This window comes from Gordonia sp. UCD-TK1 (assembly GCF_001691435.1).
In the GTDB taxonomy this organism is placed as follows: Bacteria; Actinomycetota; Actinomycetes; order Mycobacteriales; family Mycobacteriaceae; genus Gordonia; species Gordonia hongkongensis.
On the sequence record NZ_LZMP01000046.1, the window covers coordinates 113,974 to 130,034 of the forward strand.

The following is a 16,061-nucleotide window of genomic DNA, read 5'->3' on the forward strand; positions in this document are numbered from 1 at the left end:
GGGAGGCCTCCTGAACGGATCGGACGGTGCGGGCGTACGGACGTCTCGTCACGGCCGGCGCCACGCGCGACCGGTGCGGGCCATCATCTCCTCGGCCGAACGCGGCCCCCACGTCCCGGACTCGTAGGTGTCGGGCGACCCCGACTCGGCCCAATGGTCGAGCACCGGATCGAGGATGCGCCACGACAATTCGACTTCCTCGTTGACGGGGAACAGCGAGGGTTCACCCAGCAGGACGTCGAGGATGAGACGCTCGTACGCCTCCGGCGAGGCCTCGGTGAAGGCGGTGCCGTAGCTGAAGTCCATGTTGACGTCCCGGACCTCCATGCTCGACCCGGGGACCTTCGACCCGAATCGGAGGGTGATGCCCTCGTCCGGCTGGACCCGGATCACGAGCGCGTTCTGGCTCAGTTCCTCGGTCATGGTCTGGTCGAACGGCAGGTGCGGAGCGCGCTTGAAGACGAGTGCGATCTCGGTGACGCGACGGCCCAGGCGCTTTCCGGTGCGCAGATAGAACGGGACCCCTGCCCAGCGGCGGGAGTCGACCTCGAGGGCGATGGCGGCGAAGGTCTCGGTCTTCGAGTCCTTCGCGAAACCCTCCTCCTCCTTGAGGCCCGGCACCTTCTCGCTGCCCTGCCAACCCGGTCCGTACTGACCGCGGGCGGTGTTCTCGTCGATCGGCAGGACGTTGCGCGTCGCGGCGAGGACCTTGATCTTCTCGGCCTGTAACTGCTTGGGCTCGAAGGAGATCGGCTCCTCCATCGCGACCAGGGCCATGAGCTGCAGCAGGTGGTTCTGGATGACGTCGCGCGCCGCGCCGATCCCGTCGTAGTAACCCGCCCGGCCGCCGAGTCCGATGTCCTCGGCCATGGTGATCTGGACGTGGTCGACGTAATGCGAGCTCCACAGCGGGTCGAAGAGCTGATTGGCGAACCGCAGGGCCAGGATGTTCTGGACGGTCTCCTTGCCCAGATAGTGGTCGATCCGGAACACCGACGACTCGGGGAAGACGTTGTTGACGATCGCGTTGAGTTCACGCGCGGACTCGAGATCGTGGCCGAACGGCTTCTCGATCACCACCCGTCGCCAGCTGTCGCCAGTCGGCGTGGCGAGACCGCTGCGCTCGAGCTGCTCGCAGACCGTCGGGAAGGCCCCCGGCGGAATCGACAGGTAGAACGCGTGATTGCCGTCGGTCCCGCGTTCGACGTCGAGTGACTTGAGCGTGTCGCGCAGCCTGTCGAAGGCGGCGTCGTCGTCGAATGCGCCCTGCACGAACCGGAATCCCTCGGCGAGGCGTTCCCACACCTCTTCGCGGAATCCGGTCCGTGCGTGTTCGCGGACGGCGTCGTGGACGATGGCGCCGAAGTCCTCGTCGGTCCAGTCGCGCCGAGCGAAGCCGACGAGGGCGAACGACGGTGGCAGGAGGCCGCGGTTGGCGAGGTCGTAGACCGCCGGCATCAACTTCTTGCGGGCGAGGTCGCCGGTGACCCCGAAGATGACCAGGCTGCACGGTCCCGCGATGCGCGGCAGCCGTTTGTCCTGCGGGTCACGGAGCGGATTGGTCCACGAACCGGTCCCGGTTGACTCCTCGCCTCCCGCCACCTGCGGTCAGCCCTTGTTCGCCGCGGACAGTTGCTCGGCGGTCGCGCTGAGCAGATCGTTCCACGCGTCCTCGAACTTGCTGACGCCCTCGTTCTCCAGGACCAGGAAGACGTCGGTCAGGTCGACGCCCACCGCGACGAGCTTGTCGAAGATCTCCTGCGACTCGGCCGCGAGACCGATGATCGACTCGGTGTTGACCCAGCCGTGGTCGGCGAAGGCGTCCATCGTCTTGCCCGGCATCGTGTTGACCGTGTTGGGCGCGACGAGCTCGCTCACATACAGGGTGTCCGGGTAGTCGGGGTTCTTGACGCCCGTCGACGCCCAGAGTGCGCGTTGCGGGCGGGCGCCCTTGGCGAGCAGCTCGGGGAACCGCGACTCGACCTCGAAGACCTGCTGGTAGGCCGAGTAGGCGAGACGTGCATTGGCCAGTGCGGCCTTGCCCTTGAGCTCGGTGGCCTCCGGGGTGCCGATGGCGTCGAGTCGCTTGTCGATCTCGGTGTCCACCCGCGACACGAAGAACGAGGCGACGGAGTGGATGCGGGAGAGGTCGTGGCCGGCCTGGGCGGCGGCGTCGAGGCCGTCGAGGTAGGCGGCGATGACCTTCTCGTAGCGCTCGACCGAGAAGATCAGCGTCACGTTCACGCTGATGCCCTCGGCGATGACCTTGCTGATCGCGGGGAGCCCGGCCTCGGTGGCCGGGATCTTGATGAGCAGGTTCGGCCGGTCGACGATCTTCCACAGCTCGACGGCCTGTGCCACCGTGGCGTCGGTGTCGTGGGCGAGGCGCGGATCGACCTCGATCGACACGCGTCCGTCGACGCCGTCGGTCGACTCGTAGGTCGCGGCGAGGACGTCACAGGCGTTGCGCACGTCGTCGGTGGTGACCGTCCGGATGGTGGCGTCGACGTCGGCGCCCCGTGCGGCCAGTTCGTTGACCTGGTCGTCGTAGGCATGGCCCGACGACAGCGCGGCCTGGAAGATCGACGGGTTGGTGGTCACCCCGACGACCGACTTGGTGCTGATGAGTTCGGCAAGGTCACCTGAGCTGATCAGGTCCCGGGACAGGTCGTCCAGCCACACCGAAACTCCGGCGGCGGACAGTTCGGCGAGCTTCTCGTTCTGGGTCACGATTCTCTCCTTGTGGGTTGTTGGCGCTCAGCCCGCGACGACGCGCTCGGCGGCCGCGGTCACGGCCTCGGCGGTGATGCCGAACTTGGTGAACAGCACCTTGTAGTCGGCGGAGGCCCCGAAGTGTTCGATCGACACGATCTCGCCACCGGCGCCGACGATGCGGTACCACGGCATGGCGATACCGGCTTCGACGGCGACGCGCGGAACCGACGGCGGCAGCACGTGGTCGCGGTACCCCTGCGGTTGCTCATCGAACCACTCGACACAGGGCATCGAAACGACTCGCGCCTTGATTCCCTTCTCCGCCAGCGCCTTCTGTGCATCGACGGCGAGGTACACCTCGGAGCCGGTGCCGATGAGCACGACGTGGGGATCACCCTCGGAGTCGCTCAGGACGTATCCGCCGTTGGCGACGCCCTGCGCCGAGGTGCCCTCCAGGATCGGGATGTTCTGGCGGGTGAGCGCCAGGCCGACCGGATGGTTCCGGCGGGTGAGCAGGTGCTGCCAGGCGTACGCGGTCTCGTTGGCGTCGGCCGGCCGGACGACGTCGAGGTTCGGGATCGCGCGCAGCGCGGCCAGGTGCTCGATCGGCTGATGGGTCGGGCCGTCCTCACCCAGACCGATCGAGTCGTGGGTCCAGACGTAGATCGGATCGATCTCCATCAGCGCCGCGAGGCGGACCGCGGGACGCATGTAGTCGGCGAACTGCAGGAACGTACCGCCGTAGGCGCGGGTCGGCCCGTGCAGCGCGATGCCCGACAGGATCGATCCCATGGCGTGCTCACGGACACCGAAGTGCAGGGTGCGGCCGTAGGGGTTGGCCGACCACTTCTTGGTGCTGATCGAGGTCGGTCCGAACGACGGCTCGCCGTCCATGGTGGTGTTGTTGGAGCCGGCCAGGTCGGCCGAACCGCCCCACAGCTCGGGCAGCACGGGCGCGAGCGCGCCGAGCACCTTGCCCGATGCGCTGCGGGTCGCGACATCCTTGTCGCCGACGTTCCAGCTGGGCAGCACGTCGGTCCAGCCCTCGGGCAGTTCGTGGGCGGTGAGCCGGTCGAACAGCTTCTTGGCGTCGGGGTTCTTCTCCGCCCAGGCATCGAACGACGACGTCCACGCCGTGCGTTCCTCGGCGCCGCGGTCGATGAGCTTGCGGGTGTGGCCGATCACCTCGTCGGTGACCTCGAAGTTCTTCTCCGGGTCGAAACCGAGGACCTTCTTCGTCGCCGCGACCTCGTCTTCGCCGAGCGCCGCGCCGTGGGCCATGCCGGTGTTCATCATGTTGGGGGCGGGGTAGCCGATGATGGTGCGCAGGCAGATGATCGACGGCCGGTCGATGACCTGCTGGGCCGCCTCGATCGCCGCCTCGATGGCGACGATGTCCTCGCCGCCCTCCACGGTCTGCACGTGCCAGCCGTAGGCCTCGTAGCGCTTCGCGACATCCTCCGACAGCGCGATGTCGGTGTCGTCCTCGATCGAGATCTGGTTCTGGTCGTAGAACACGATCAGGTTGCCGAGCTGCTGGGTGCCTGCCAGCGAGCTGGCCTCCGACGTCACGCCCTCTTCGATGTCGCCGTCGGAGGCGACGACGTAGATGTAGTGGTCGAACGGGCTCTGTCCGGGCGCCGCATCGGGGTCGAACAGGCCGCGTTCGCGTCGGGCGGCCATCGCCATGCCGACCGACGAGGCGAGACCCTGACCCAGCGGGCCGGTGGTGATCTCGACGCCGCGGGTGTGGCGGAACTCGGGGTGGCCCGGCGTGAGAGAGTCCCAGGTCCGCAGCGCCTCGATGTCGGACAGCTCGAGACCGAACCCGCCGAGGTAGAGCTGGATGTAGAGCGTCAGGCTCGAGTGTCCGCACGAGAGGACGAAGCGGTCGCGCCCGGCCCAGTCGGTGTCGGTCGGGTCGTGACGCATGACTCGCTGGAACAAGGTGTAGGCGAGCGGAGCGAGGCTCATCGCGGTACCGGGGTGCCCGCTTCCGCACTTCTGCACTGCGTCGGCCGCCAGGATCCGGGCCGTGTCGACGGCGCGGGTGTCGAGGTCGGTCCAGTCGTCCGGGTGGCGGTGGGTGGTCAAAGCGCGGATCTCGTCTGTGTCGGCCACGATGCTGAAGGTCTCCTGTGCCTGCTCGGTGCGATTCGTACTCGGTCGGAGGTCGTAGAAGGGGCGATGGGTACCAGGGCGACCGGTACCAGCGTGATCGGTGTAGGCGTTGATCGGTATCGGCGCTGACCGGTGTCGGCCACCGACGATCGTCGGCGCGTACGCGTCCAGAGTAATCGGCGCCGGCCGCGCGTTGCGCGCCGACCGATGGTTACCGGCGAGTTCTGGCGTCATCGCCGGTCGAGAGCTCGCGCATGGCGGTGCCATGCCTCGATTCACGGTTCGCAGAGGCAAACGTCTACCATGCTCCGTAGTAGCCCGCGGGCGTCTGTGCGGGCGGACGAGGAGTGTTCGTGAGGATAGGGGAGCGTGTGAGCGGGAACAGTTCCGCCGCATCTCACTCGACCGACACCGCATCGAATCCGCAGGTATCGACCGAAACGGTCGCACCGGCCGATCAATCGTGGGCCGGGCGTGTGCGTGCGACGGTGCTCGCCTACATCGCGCTGACCAAGCCGCGTGTCATCGAGTTGCTTCTCGTCGCGACGATCCCGGTGATGCTGCAGGCCGACCGCGGCCACGTCGACATCGCGGTCATCGCCTTCACCCTGATCGGTGGCTGGCTCGGCGCAGGCAGCGCCAACACCCTTAACATGGTGGCCGACGCCGACATCGACAAGAAGATGAAGCGCACGGCCCGGCGTCCGCTGGCCCGCCGCGCGGTCGCGCCGCGGAGCGCGCTCATCTTCGGTCTCGCGTTGTGGGCGGCGTCCTTCGCGGTCCTGTACTTCGCCGCCAACCTCCTCTCGGCGCTGCTCGTCTCGGCGACGATCCTCTTCTACGTCGGCGTCTACACGCTGATCCTCAAGCGTCGGACCTGGCAGAACGTGGTCTGGGGCGGCGCCGCGGGTTGTATGCCGACCCTGGTGGGTTGGGCCGCGGTCACCGGGTCGCTGAGCTGGCAGCCGATCGTCCTCTTCGCGGTCATCTTCTTCTGGACGCCGCCGCACACCTGGGCGCTGGCGATGCGCTACAAGGAGGACTACAAGGCGGCCGGTGTGCCGATGCTCCCGGTCATCGCGACCGAAGAACGCGTCACCCGCCAGATGCTGATCTACACGGTCCTCACCGTGGTGACCTCACTGCTGCTGATCCCGGCGACGAGCTGGATCTACACCGTGATCGCGCTGACCGCCGGTGGCTGGTTCCTGGAGCGGGTGACCAAGCTGTACCGCGACACCAAGCGCGGTGCCGAGGTGGCACCGCTGAAGGTGTTCCTGCAGTCCAACGAGTACCTCGCCATCGTGTTCTGCGGACTCGCGATCGACGCGGTCGTCGGACTGCAGACCATCTCGTCCTACTTCTGAGCGCGGCTCACGTCCCGGCCGGCAACAGCACCGTCGAACCCGTGGTGACACGTGCCTCCAGGTCGGTGTGTGCGGCAGCCGCATCGGCCAATCGGTAACGCTGGCCGACGCGCACCTCGACACTGCCGTCGACGATCGCCTCGAAGTACTCGCCGGCCCGGCGGTTCAGTTCCTCGGCCGTGTCGGTGAAGTGCGCCAGTGTCGGCCGCGTCACCGACAGCGATCCCGCCGCGTTCAAACGTTGGAGGTCGAACGGCGGAACCGGCCCGCTCGCCGCCCCGAAGAGCACGATGATCCCCCGGACCGCGGTCGAGGCCAGTGACTGCTCGAACGTGTCGGCGCCGACGCCGTCGTAGACCACCGGCACGCCGCGTCCGTCGGTGAGGTCACGGACGCGGGAACTCAGGTCCTCCCCGTAGCGCAGGACGTGATCCGCCCCCGCGGCGCGCGAGAGTTCCGCCTTCTCGTCGGACGAGACCGTCGTGATGACCGTCAGTCCGCGGCGCTTGGCGAGCTGGGTGAGGATCAGGCCGACACCACCGCCACCGGCGTGCACCAGGATCGTGTTGCCGGCTTGGGGATGAGCACTCCCGTCGAGGAGGTAGTGCGCGGTGAGACCGCGGAGAAGCGACGACCCGGCCACCGCGTCGTCGACCGCGTCGGGTACCGGGACCGCTTTCGAGGCCGGGACCGCGACAAGCTCCGCATACGAACCGGGGGCCGCACACCACGCCACCCGCTGACCTTCCTGCAGCGACGTCACATCCGAGCCGGTCGCGACGACGACGCCCGCGCCCTCGGTGCCGGGGATGTAGGGCGGTGTGGAGGGATAGAGGCCCCGGCGCAGATAGGTGTCGATGAAGTTCACGCCCACCGCTGCGGTCCGGACGATCACCTCGTCGGAGGCGGGGATGGGATCGTCGACGCTGCCGAAGGTCAGGACGTCGGGTCCGCCGTGGCGGGTCACCTGGATAGCTCGCACGACACCGTTCTACACGCCGGAATCGCCCCGGTATGCTGACCCCCATGACGAACACCACCGACGGCGAGAACTCGGGCACGCAGCAGAAGGTCGAGGCACCCACCGAGGTCGTCGCCTCGGTACGCAAGTTCGTCGAGCGCGAAGGTGGCAGCGCGAAGGTCGTCCTCCAGGCGATCGGGGACGCCGGTGTGCGGATCACGCTCGTCGGCGACGCCAACGGCATCCTCGGGGACCGGGTTGTGCCCGATCTCGCGACCGCGCAGGCCGTGGTCGACGCCGTCGACGGTCTCGAGATCGCCGAATGGGACCGTGACCTCACCTCGGAGACCACGGTGTCGACGTCGCACTACCGCAAGATGGCGGGTTGGGTCGCGCGGCAGAAGCGCTTCCCGCGTGCGCGCAACCGCGCCATCCTCTGAGGCCGGAGTTCGATCAGGCAGACTCGCGCAGCGGGTCTGCCTTTTTCGTCGCCGGATCCTTGACGATCGGGTTCCGCGCGATCAGGAGCTGCCAGGTGGCGCCGATGAGCAGGACCGCACTGCCGAACATGTGCGCGATGACGAGGGCGATGGGCAGATCGGTGGCGAACTGCACGAACCCGATCAGGCCCTGGAGCAGCAGGAGCAGCATGAACACCACTGCCGAGCGCTGTTGCGGCCGCGCGAACACCCGTGCGTAGACGAGGGCCGCGATCGCGAGCCCGACGAGGGTGAAGACGGCGTCGGCGTGCAGCTGTGTCGCGTTGCCGGGGTCGAGACCGTTCCGCGGGGCGTCCACATCGCCGGCGTGCGGGCCGGAGCCGGTCACGACCGTGCCGAGGTAGATCGTGCCCCAGGTGACGAGATAGACCAGCCAGGCGAGGTAGATGCCGAGTCGGCGTGTGGCGGTCGAGGGAGCGTCGGCGTCGTGCGATCCGGGCGCGGTCGGCGTCGGATACGGACGCATCCGGTAGACGAGCACGGTGGATGCGGAGACCAATGCCATGGACAGCAGGAAATGCAGCGCGACGACCCACGGGTTGAGCTGGGTCAGGACCGTGATCCCGCCGATCACCCCCTGGAACGGGATGCCGAGCGCGATGAGGGTGACCAGCCACTTGTCCCGGCGCGCCGCTCCGGCCAACCGCAGGACGGCGACCCAGGTCGCGATGGCGATGACGATCAGCACGAAGGTGAGCAGACGGTTGCCGAACTCGATCGCGCCGTGCATGCCCAGTTCGCCGTGCGGCACGAACGACTCGTCGGTGCACCGCGGCCAGGTCGGGCAACCGAGGCCCGAGGCGGTCACGCGCACGGCGCCGCCGGTGGCCACGATGCCCACGTTCGAGACGAGCAGGGCGATGGCCCAGCGATGCACGAATCGTGCGGTCGGCCGGCCGAAGCCGGGGACGAACCGCCACGGACCGGTCAGCGGCCGGCGCGCGTCGCCGGCGGCCGCGGGATGATCGCCCGACCGGGCCGTCGCCGGGGCGTTCGAAGTATCGGATGTCATCGGAATCGGAACCACCTCACCGCCAAGGTGCCGGCCACCGCGGCCCACACCAGCAAGACACCCACCCCGAAGGCGTCGAACGAACCTTCCGAGGCCATCTCGAGCGCCTCGCTCAATGCCCCCGACGGGATGCACCGCGCGATCCAGTGCACGGCGTCGGGGATGTTGGAGTCGACGACGACCAGACTGCCGAGGCCGATGAACGCAAACCACAGCAGGTTCGCCAGTGCCAGCACGACCTCGGCCTTCAAGGTGCCGCCGAGCAGCAGCCCGAGAGCCGCGAAGCACGCGGTGCCGACCGCGAGGACCACCGCACCGATGAGCAGACCGAGGGGGCTCGGTCGCCAGCCGAACGCGGCGCCGATTCCACCGAGGATCACCGACTGCAGCGCGACCACCACGAGGACCGCGATCGACTTGCCGGCGATGATGCCCCAGCGCGGTATCGGCGTCGCGCCGAGGCGTTTCAGCGCGCCGTAGCGACGGTCGAACCCGACGGCGATCGCCTGTCCGGTGAACGCCGTCGACATCACCGCGACGGTCAGGATCGCCGGGACGAACAGCGCCGCCCGCTCGGCGGGGCCGTCGCCGAACCCGGTGTCGATCGGCAGCAGGCACAGACCGACGAGCAGCGTGATCGGGATGAACATCGTGAGGAGCAACTGCTCGCCGTTGCGCAGCAGGAGCTTGAGTTCGAGGCCGCTCTGCGCGGCGATCATCGCCGGCAGCGACGCCGCCCGGGGAGCGGGGCGGAACAGACCGTCGGGGAATGTTCCGGCAGCACGGTCGGCGGGGCGGGGGAGCCCGGTGGGTGCGGATGAGGTCACGGTCGAAGGGTCCGTCCGGTGAGATCGAGGAAGACGTCTTCGAGGCTGCGGGTCTCCACGCGCAGATCGGTCGCGAGGACGTTGATCTTGGCGCACCAGGCGGTCACCGTGGCCAGCACCTGCGGCGTCATCGGACCGATGACCAGATACGAGCCGGGGGTGGCCTCCGTGCAGTGGTAGTCCTCGGGCAGGGCCAGCACCAGCATCGACAGGTCGAGTCCACGTGGTGCGGTGAAGCGCAGTTCGTTCTCGGCGCCGGTGCTGGTGAGATCGGCGGGTGTCCCGTCGGCGACGACGCGGCCGTGATCGATGATCGCGACGTGGTCGGCGAGTTCCTCGGCCTCGTCCATCAGATGAGTCGTGAGCAGGACGGATGCTCCGTCGGCCCGGAGCCGGTCGATGAGTTCCCACACGACGAGGCGGGCGTGGGCATCGAGGCCGGCGGTCGGTTCGTCGAGGAAGACCAGTTCGGGGCGGCTGACGACCGCGCAGGCGAGGGCTAGGCGCTGCTGCTGGCCACCGGACAGACGTCGGTAGGACGTACGACGCACCTCGGTCAGGCCGAGAGCGTCGAGCAGGAATTCGGGATCGATGGGATCGGCCGAATACGCGGCCACCAGGCGCAGCATCTCCTCGGCCCGGGCTCCCGGGTAGGCGCCACCGCCTTGCAGCATGACGCCGATGCGGCGCCGGAGCGCGTCGTTGTCGGCGATGGGATCGAGACCCAGGACGCGGACGCTGCCGGCGTCGGGTGCGGTGAAGCCCTCGCAGATCTCGACGGTGGTGGTCTTGCCCGCGCCGTTGGGACCGAGCAGGGCGAGGATCTCGCCGCGTTCGAGGGTGAGATCGAGCCGATCGACCGCGGTGCGGTCACCGAAGCGCTTGACCAGACCGCGGACCTCGACGGCCGCCGCAGTGGCGGCCGGGGTGCCGGCGGAGGCGGCTGACCCGGGATCGCGGAGCCGACGATCGTTCACCCGATCGTCGTCGTTGATCTGCCGAGAGGTCGTGCTGCGCACACTGGTCAGACTAGGCGCTCGGAGCCCAGGGACGAAAAGCGGTGACCGGGCACACGGCGCATGCGCTCATCGTCGTGCCGACGCCGACCCGGCCGTGGCCTCGTCGTCGTCCGACACGGGCTCGCGGCGGCGTCGACGACGGGGCGCGCGGTCCTCGAAGAACAGGGCGGTGAGAACCGCGACCATGATCACGCCGGCCAGAAGTCCTTGTGCCAGAACCACTCCGCTCGTGTTCGAACTCGTGGGCATCACCACGATGGCGATGATCGCCGACGCCGCGATGGTGGAGATCCGGAACCAGGCGCCGGTGGCCCACGCGGCCAGCGGGATCACGGCCCACAGGAGGTACCAGGCCTGCACGAACGGGAAGAACAGCACGACTGTGGCCATCGACACACCGAGTGCGCCGAGTGGGTGGAGCCGGCCGCCGAGGGTGGCGAGCATCCACCGGACGATGAACAGGGCGGCGACGAGCTGGCCGATGGGACGGGCCACCTCGAGGATCGCCTGCGTGTGCTCGCCGAGGCCGAGGGTGACGCCGATCCGGCCGGTGGTCACCGACAACAGGGTCGGCATCGACATCCACGAGCGGACAATCTCGCCCGTCGACAACGTGCCCGTCCAGCCGAAGCCGAGCCCGGTGCCGAGGGAGATCCCCATCATCACGATGCCCAGGACCACCACGTAGAAGGCCGCCGACGCGCTCAGCATGTACACCGACCACCGGGAGCGACCCCACCATTCCCGGATCGGCGTGTGCCGGAGCACGGGCAGGGTGGCGCCCCACCGCATGGCCAGGGCGATGCCGACGAAGCCCAGGGCGAGCATCGAGGTGACCTTGATCATCGCCGAGGCTGCGAGCACCGCACCGCCGCCGATGAGCAACCAGCCCGCTCGGGTGGGGACGAGGGTCCCGGGTCGGCGGAGTCGTTCGGCGCCGTAGATGGCGCGGAAACTCAACTCGAGACCGACCAGCATCAGGCCGAGCATGAGGGCCTCGTTGTGGATGCCCCCGACGAGATGCAGGATGACCAGCGGGTTCATCGCGCCCAGCCAGAGTGCGGCCACCGACGAGACCCCGCAGCGGCGGGCCAGGCGGGGGAGTGCCCAGACGATGAGCGCGACGCCGATCAGTGCGACGACGCGGTGCAGGAAGATCGCGGCGGTGATGTTGTCGCCGGTGACCTTGGTGATGCCCTCGCCGATCCACAGGAAGAAGGGGCCGTAGGGCGCGGGGGTGTCGCGCCAGAGGTTGGGCACCGACCTGGTCAAAATGTGGTCCACGCCGAGTCCGCGGACCGGACTGACCGAGTACGGATCCATGCCCCGGAAGGCGATGGCGCTCTGCGCGAGATACGAGTAGATGTCCTTGCTCAGCAGCGGCGGCGCCACGATGATCGGGGCGATCCACAGCATGAGGGTCCGGTCGGCCTGGCGGCGGCTCATGCGGCGCTCCGGGCTCCGGCCGTGGCGGACCTCGACGCTGAACCGGCCGACTGCGAACCGGCCGAGCAACAACCACGCGACGACCAGGGTGATCGCGCCGCCGATGGAAAGCGCGAGGGCGGTGCCGAACATGCGTGACGGCAACGACAGGACGCGCATCCCGGCAACGGGGTTCTGCAGTACGGGTACCGCACCGGTCCCGAGGGCGCCGATGAGGATCAGTACCGAGCCGGTGGCGCCGAAGAGCTTGATCCGGCGGAGCCGGCGGGTCTCCTCGGCGTTGAGCGGGCCGACCTCGCGCTCGTCGTCGTGCAGGCGGGCCACGGTCTTGCCGTAGTCGCCGGGTTCGGCGCCGGCAGCCGCAGGGCGCTGTTTGCGCAGTCCGAGATAGTCGAGCAGGGCGACCAAGCGGGTCCACACGAGTCCGAAGTAGTCCGGCACGCGGCGCGGAGCTGTGGTTTCGGGCACACGACGACTGTAATCGCCGGACGTGGTGGCCTCACGACCCCCTGCGATAAGGGCACCCTTGCTGGCAGCAGGGAAGTAATTACGTCACACTCGTGTTGTGAAAACCATGCGGAACGATGTTGTGCTGCCTTCTGGCAGTGCCGGCGCCGTGCCCTCCGCTGGTACGGGTGCCGGAGTGACCGGAGGTGTCGACGCGCACCACGACGGTCAGACCCGGGAGGCCGTGGTCACCCTGCTCGTCGAAGACGGCCCGCTCACCGCCGGCGACATCGGCGAGCGGCTCGGCATCTCGGCGGCCGGCGTCCGTCGCCATCTCGACGCCCTGACCGGCGCCGGGGACATCGAGGTCGCCTCGCCGGGGTTCGGCCAACGCGGCCGGGGCCGACCCGCCAAGTACTTCCAGCTCACCGCTTCCGGACGCGGCAAGATGCGCCACGCCTACGACGACCTGGCCGGTGCGGCGATGCGTAAGCTGCGTGATCTCGGCGGCACCGACGCGGTCGCCGAGTTCGCGCGCGAGCGCGTCGAACGCATCGTGGCCGGCGTCCGTCCCAGCACCGGTCCGGTGACCGTCGCCGACACGGTCGACGAGATCGCCGACGCGCTCACCAGCGCGGGGTACTCGACCAACACGCGTCAGGTCGGGACCGGCATGCAGATCTGCCAGCACCATTGCCCGGTGGCGCACGTCGCCACCGAGTTCCCGGAGCTGTGTGAGGCGGAGACCGCGGTCTTCACCGAACTGCTCGGCACGCACGTGCAGCGTCTGGCGACCATCGCCAACGGTGACTGCGCCTGCACCACCCATGTGCCGATCCACCCACCGCCGGGTGGGACCACCGAAGACCGACCCGGGGCCGTCGCGGACCCCGATACGCAGCCCGTATCGCCCCGCGCCACCCCCAACCAGACACCGACCGCCACGACAACCCGAAAGGCCACGCGATGACTGTCACCGATCCGGCCACCCCGACCCCAGCGGCGCCCCTCACCCAAGAGGAGACGATCGCCGCCCTCGGCAAGTACGGCTACGGCTGGGCCGATTCCGACGTCGCGGGCGCGAGCGCCAAGCGCGGACTGTCCCCGGCGGTCGTCGCCGACATCTCGGCGAAGAAGAGCGAGCCCGAGTGGATGCTCGAGCAGCGCCTCAAGGCCCTCAAGATCTTCGACAAGAAGCCCATGCCCGGCTGGGGTGCGGGGCTCGAGGGCATCGACTTCGACAACATCAAGTACTTCGTGCGCTCCAGCGAGAAGCAGGCCGCCACGTGGGACGACCTGCCCGAGGACATCAAGAACACCTACGACAAGCTCGGCATCCCCGAGGCGGAGAAGCAGCGTCTCGTCTCCGGTGTCGCGGCGCAGTACGAGTCCGAGGTCGTCTACCACTCGATCCGTGAGGACCTCGAGAAGCAGGGCGTGATCTTCCTCGACACCGACACCGCGCTCAAGGAGCACCCGGAGATCTTCCAGCAGTACTTCGGGACCGTCATCCCCGCGGGCGACAACAAGTTCTCCGCGCTCAACACCGCGGTGTGGTCGGGTGGGTCCTTCATCTACGTGCCGCCGGGTGTCCACGTCGACATCCCGCTGCAGGCCTACTTCCGGATCAACACCGAGAACATGGGCCAGTTCGAGCGCACGCTGATCATCGTCGACGAGGGTGCCTAWGTGCACTACGTCGAGGGCTGTACCGCGCCGATCTACAAGACGGACTCGCTGCACTCCGCGGTCGTCGAGATCATCGTGAAGAAGGGCGGCCGCTGCCGCTACACGACCATCCAGAACTGGTCGAACAACGTCTACAACCTGGTGACCAAGCGCGCGAAGGCCGAGGCCGGCGCGACCATGGAGTGGATCGACGGCAACATCGGTTCCAAGGTCACCATGAAGTACCCGGCGGTCTGGCTGACCGGCGAGCACGCCAAGGGAGAGGTCCTCTCGGTCGCGTTCGCGGGTGAGGGCCAGCACCAGGACACCGGCTCCAAGATGGTCCACCTCGCGCCGAACACCTCGAGCAACATCGTCTCGAAGTCGGTGGCCCGTGGCGGTGGCCGGGCGTCGTACCGCGGTCTGATCAAGATCAACAACGGTGCGCACGGCAGCCGGTCGACGGTGAAATGCGATGCGCTGCTGGTGGACACCATCTCGCGCAGCGACACCTACCCGTACGTCGACATCCGCGAGGACGACGTGACGATGGGTCACGAGGCGACCGTCTCGAAGGTCAGCGACGACCAGCTCTTCTACCTGATGAGTCGCGGTCTGACCGAGGACGAGGCGATGGCCATGGTGGTCCGCGGCTTCGTCGAGCCGATCGCCAAAGAACTGCCGATGGAATACGCGCTCGAGCTCAACCGCCTGATCGAGCTCCAGATGGAAGGAGCTGTCGGCTGATGGCCGATCCCACATTGCCCGTGACCACTCCCGGCTCGGCGGCGCCCGTCGTCAACAAGGGTGAGATGTTCACCTCGTTCGACGTCGACGCCTTCGAGGTGCCGAGTCCCCGCGAGGAGGCGTGGCGGTTCACCCCGTTCCGTCGTCTCCGCGGGTTGCACGACGGGTCCGCGCAGCGGTCCGGCGAGGCGACCGTGGAAGTGACCGGAGCGTCCGAGGGCGTCGAGGTCGAGACCATCGGTCGCGACGACAAGCGCCTCGGCGAAGGCGGCGTGCCGTTCGACCGTGTTGCCGCGCAGGCGTATTCGTCGTTCACGCAGGCGACCGTGGTGACCGTCGGCCGCGAGGTCGAGCTCGCCGAGCCGGTCACCGTCACGGTCACCGGCCCCGGCGAGGGCGAGACCGCCTTCGGCCACACCCAGATCCGGCTCGAGGCGTTCGCGCGCGCCGTCGTCGTCCTCGATCAGAAGGGCAGCGGCACGTTCGCGGAGAACGTCGAATTCGTCGTCGGCGACAGTGCCGCACTGACCGTCGTGAACATCCACGACTGGGAGGACGACGCCGTCCACGTCGCGACGCATCACGTGCGCGCCGGCCGTGACTCCGTGGTCCGCCACTTCGCGATCAGCTTCGGCGGCAACCTGGTTCGGCTGTCGCCGATCGTCCATTACGACGCGCCCGGCGGCGACGTCGAGATGTGGGGTCTGTACTTCGCCGACGCCGGTCAGCATCTCGAGCAGCGCCTCCTCGTCGACCACAGCCAGCCGCACTGCCGCTCGAACGTCGTCTACAAGGGCGCGCTGCAGGGCGACGTCTCCGGCGATCGCAGCCGTGAGGCCCACACCGTGTGGGTCGGCGACGTGCTGATCCGCGCCGAGGCCGAGGGCACCGACACCTTCGAGCTCAACCGCAACCTGGTGCTCACCGACAACGCGCGCGCCGACTCGGTGCCCAACCTCGAGATCGAGACCGGCGAGATCGTCGGCGCCGGACACGCCAGTGCCACTGGACGTTTCGACGACGAGCAGCTGTTCTACCTGCAGGCCCGCGGTATCCCGGAGGATCAGGCCCGCCGCCTGGTTATCCGCGGCTTCTTCGGCGAGGTGATCGCGAAGATCGGTGTGCCCGAACTGCGCGAGCGTCTGTCCGCCGCGGTCGAGCAGGAACTCGAACTCGCCGGCGCCTGACCGCCGGACATCAGCCACACGAACTTCCCCAGCCCGGAGAAAGA

General features: G+C 68.4%; 13 protein-coding genes. 5 read left to right on the forward strand and 8 right to left on the reverse strand.

The features are described from left to right. Positions 1 to 48 precede the first annotated feature (48 nt). Genes zwf through tkt form a run of 3 tightly spaced genes read right to left on the reverse strand, consistent with a single transcriptional unit; the run spans position 49 to position 4,836 of the window. Entirely contained in the window at positions 49 to 1,602 is a 1,554-nt protein-coding gene (gene zwf / locus A9310_RS20425) for a glucose-6-phosphate dehydrogenase (RefSeq protein WP_065632155.1), read from the reverse strand. Positions 1,603 to 1,608: 6 nt separating this feature from the next. Next, positions 1,609 to 2,730 carry a transaldolase gene (tal, locus tag A9310_RS20430; RefSeq protein ID WP_065632156.1) on the reverse strand — a complete coding sequence of 374 codons (1,122 nt, stop codon included), beginning with the start codon at positions 2,728 to 2,730 and terminating at the stop codon, positions 1,609 to 1,611. A 27-nt stretch (positions 2,731 to 2,757) separates the two neighbouring features. Next, positions 2,758 to 4,836 carry a transketolase gene (gene tkt, locus A9310_RS20435; RefSeq protein WP_065632223.1) on the reverse strand — a complete coding sequence of 693 codons (2,079 nt, stop codon included), beginning with the start codon at positions 4,834 to 4,836 and terminating at the stop codon, positions 2,758 to 2,760. 371 nt (positions 4,837 to 5,207) lie between these two features. Between tkt and A9310_RS20440 the strand changes: the two genes are divergently transcribed. Beyond that, the gene (locus A9310_RS20440) at positions 5,208 to 6,203 is read left to right on the forward strand and encodes a heme o synthase (protein ID WP_065632157.1); all 996 of its coding nucleotides are present in this window, start codon (positions 5,208 to 5,210) and stop codon (positions 6,201 to 6,203) included. Between the two features lie 7 nt (positions 6,204 to 6,210). Here A9310_RS20440 and A9310_RS20445 read toward each other — a convergent pair whose 3' ends face one another. Then, positions 6,211 to 7,185 (reverse strand): quinone oxidoreductase, encoded by a 975-nt coding sequence (locus tag A9310_RS20445; protein WP_065632158.1) that lies wholly within the window; start codon positions 7,183 to 7,185, stop codon positions 6,211 to 6,213. A gap of 32 nt (positions 7,186 to 7,217) precedes the next feature. Here A9310_RS20445 and A9310_RS20450 point away from each other — a divergent pair, with 32 nt between their 5' ends. Beyond that, positions 7,218 to 7,604: a hypothetical protein gene (locus A9310_RS20450; protein WP_065632159.1), complete on the forward strand. Its 387-nt coding sequence runs from the start codon at positions 7,218 to 7,220 to the stop codon at positions 7,602 to 7,604. A gap of 13 nt (positions 7,605 to 7,617) precedes the next feature. Here the strand turns inward: A9310_RS20450 and A9310_RS20455 are convergent, their stop codons facing one another. The 4 genes from A9310_RS20455 to mptB form a co-directional block, all read right to left on the reverse strand. Then, positions 7,618 to 8,676, reverse strand: a complete 1,059-nt coding sequence (locus A9310_RS20455; protein ID WP_065632224.1) for a heme A synthase — start codon at positions 8,674 to 8,676, stop codon at positions 7,618 to 7,620. After that, the gene (locus A9310_RS20460) at positions 8,673 to 9,434 is read right to left on the reverse strand and encodes an ABC transporter permease (RefSeq protein WP_238995089.1); all 762 of its coding nucleotides are present in this window, start codon (positions 9,432 to 9,434) and stop codon (positions 8,673 to 8,675) included. Before A9310_RS20460 ends, A9310_RS20455 begins: the two co-directional genes overlap by 4 nt. A 65-nt stretch (positions 9,435 to 9,499) precedes the next feature. Then, positions 9,500 to 10,522, reverse strand: a complete 1,023-nt coding sequence (locus A9310_RS20465; protein ID WP_065632161.1) for an ABC transporter ATP-binding protein — start codon at positions 10,520 to 10,522, stop codon at positions 9,500 to 9,502. A gap of 66 nt (positions 10,523 to 10,588) precedes the next feature. Then, the gene (mptB, locus tag A9310_RS20470) at positions 10,589 to 12,409 is read right to left on the reverse strand and encodes a polyprenol phosphomannose-dependent alpha 1,6 mannosyltransferase MptB (RefSeq protein WP_065632162.1); all 1,821 of its coding nucleotides are present in this window, start codon (positions 12,407 to 12,409) and stop codon (positions 10,589 to 10,591) included. Between the two features lie 133 nt (positions 12,410 to 12,542). On the opposite strand from mptB, the gene A9310_RS20475 reads away from it, so the two are divergent. Genes A9310_RS20475 through sufD form a run of 3 tightly spaced genes read left to right on the forward strand, consistent with a single transcriptional unit; the run spans position 12,543 to position 16,017 of the window. After that, complete coding sequence (locus A9310_RS20475) at positions 12,543 to 13,385, forward strand: metalloregulator ArsR/SmtB family transcription factor (protein WP_058250378.1); 843 nt, start codon at positions 12,543 to 12,545, stop codon at positions 13,383 to 13,385. Further along, a complete protein-coding gene (gene sufB, locus A9310_RS20480) occupies positions 13,382 to 14,830 on the forward strand; it encodes a Fe-S cluster assembly protein SufB (RefSeq protein WP_065632163.1) in 1,449 nt (482 codons plus the stop codon). The genes A9310_RS20475 and sufB overlap by 4 nt, the downstream gene beginning before the upstream one ends. Next, entirely contained in the window at positions 14,830 to 16,017 is a 1,188-nt protein-coding gene (sufD, locus tag A9310_RS20485) for a Fe-S cluster assembly protein SufD (protein ID WP_065632164.1), read from the forward strand. The genes sufB and sufD overlap by 1 nt, the downstream gene beginning before the upstream one ends. The last annotated feature ends 44 nt before the right edge of the window (positions 16,018 to 16,061 follow it).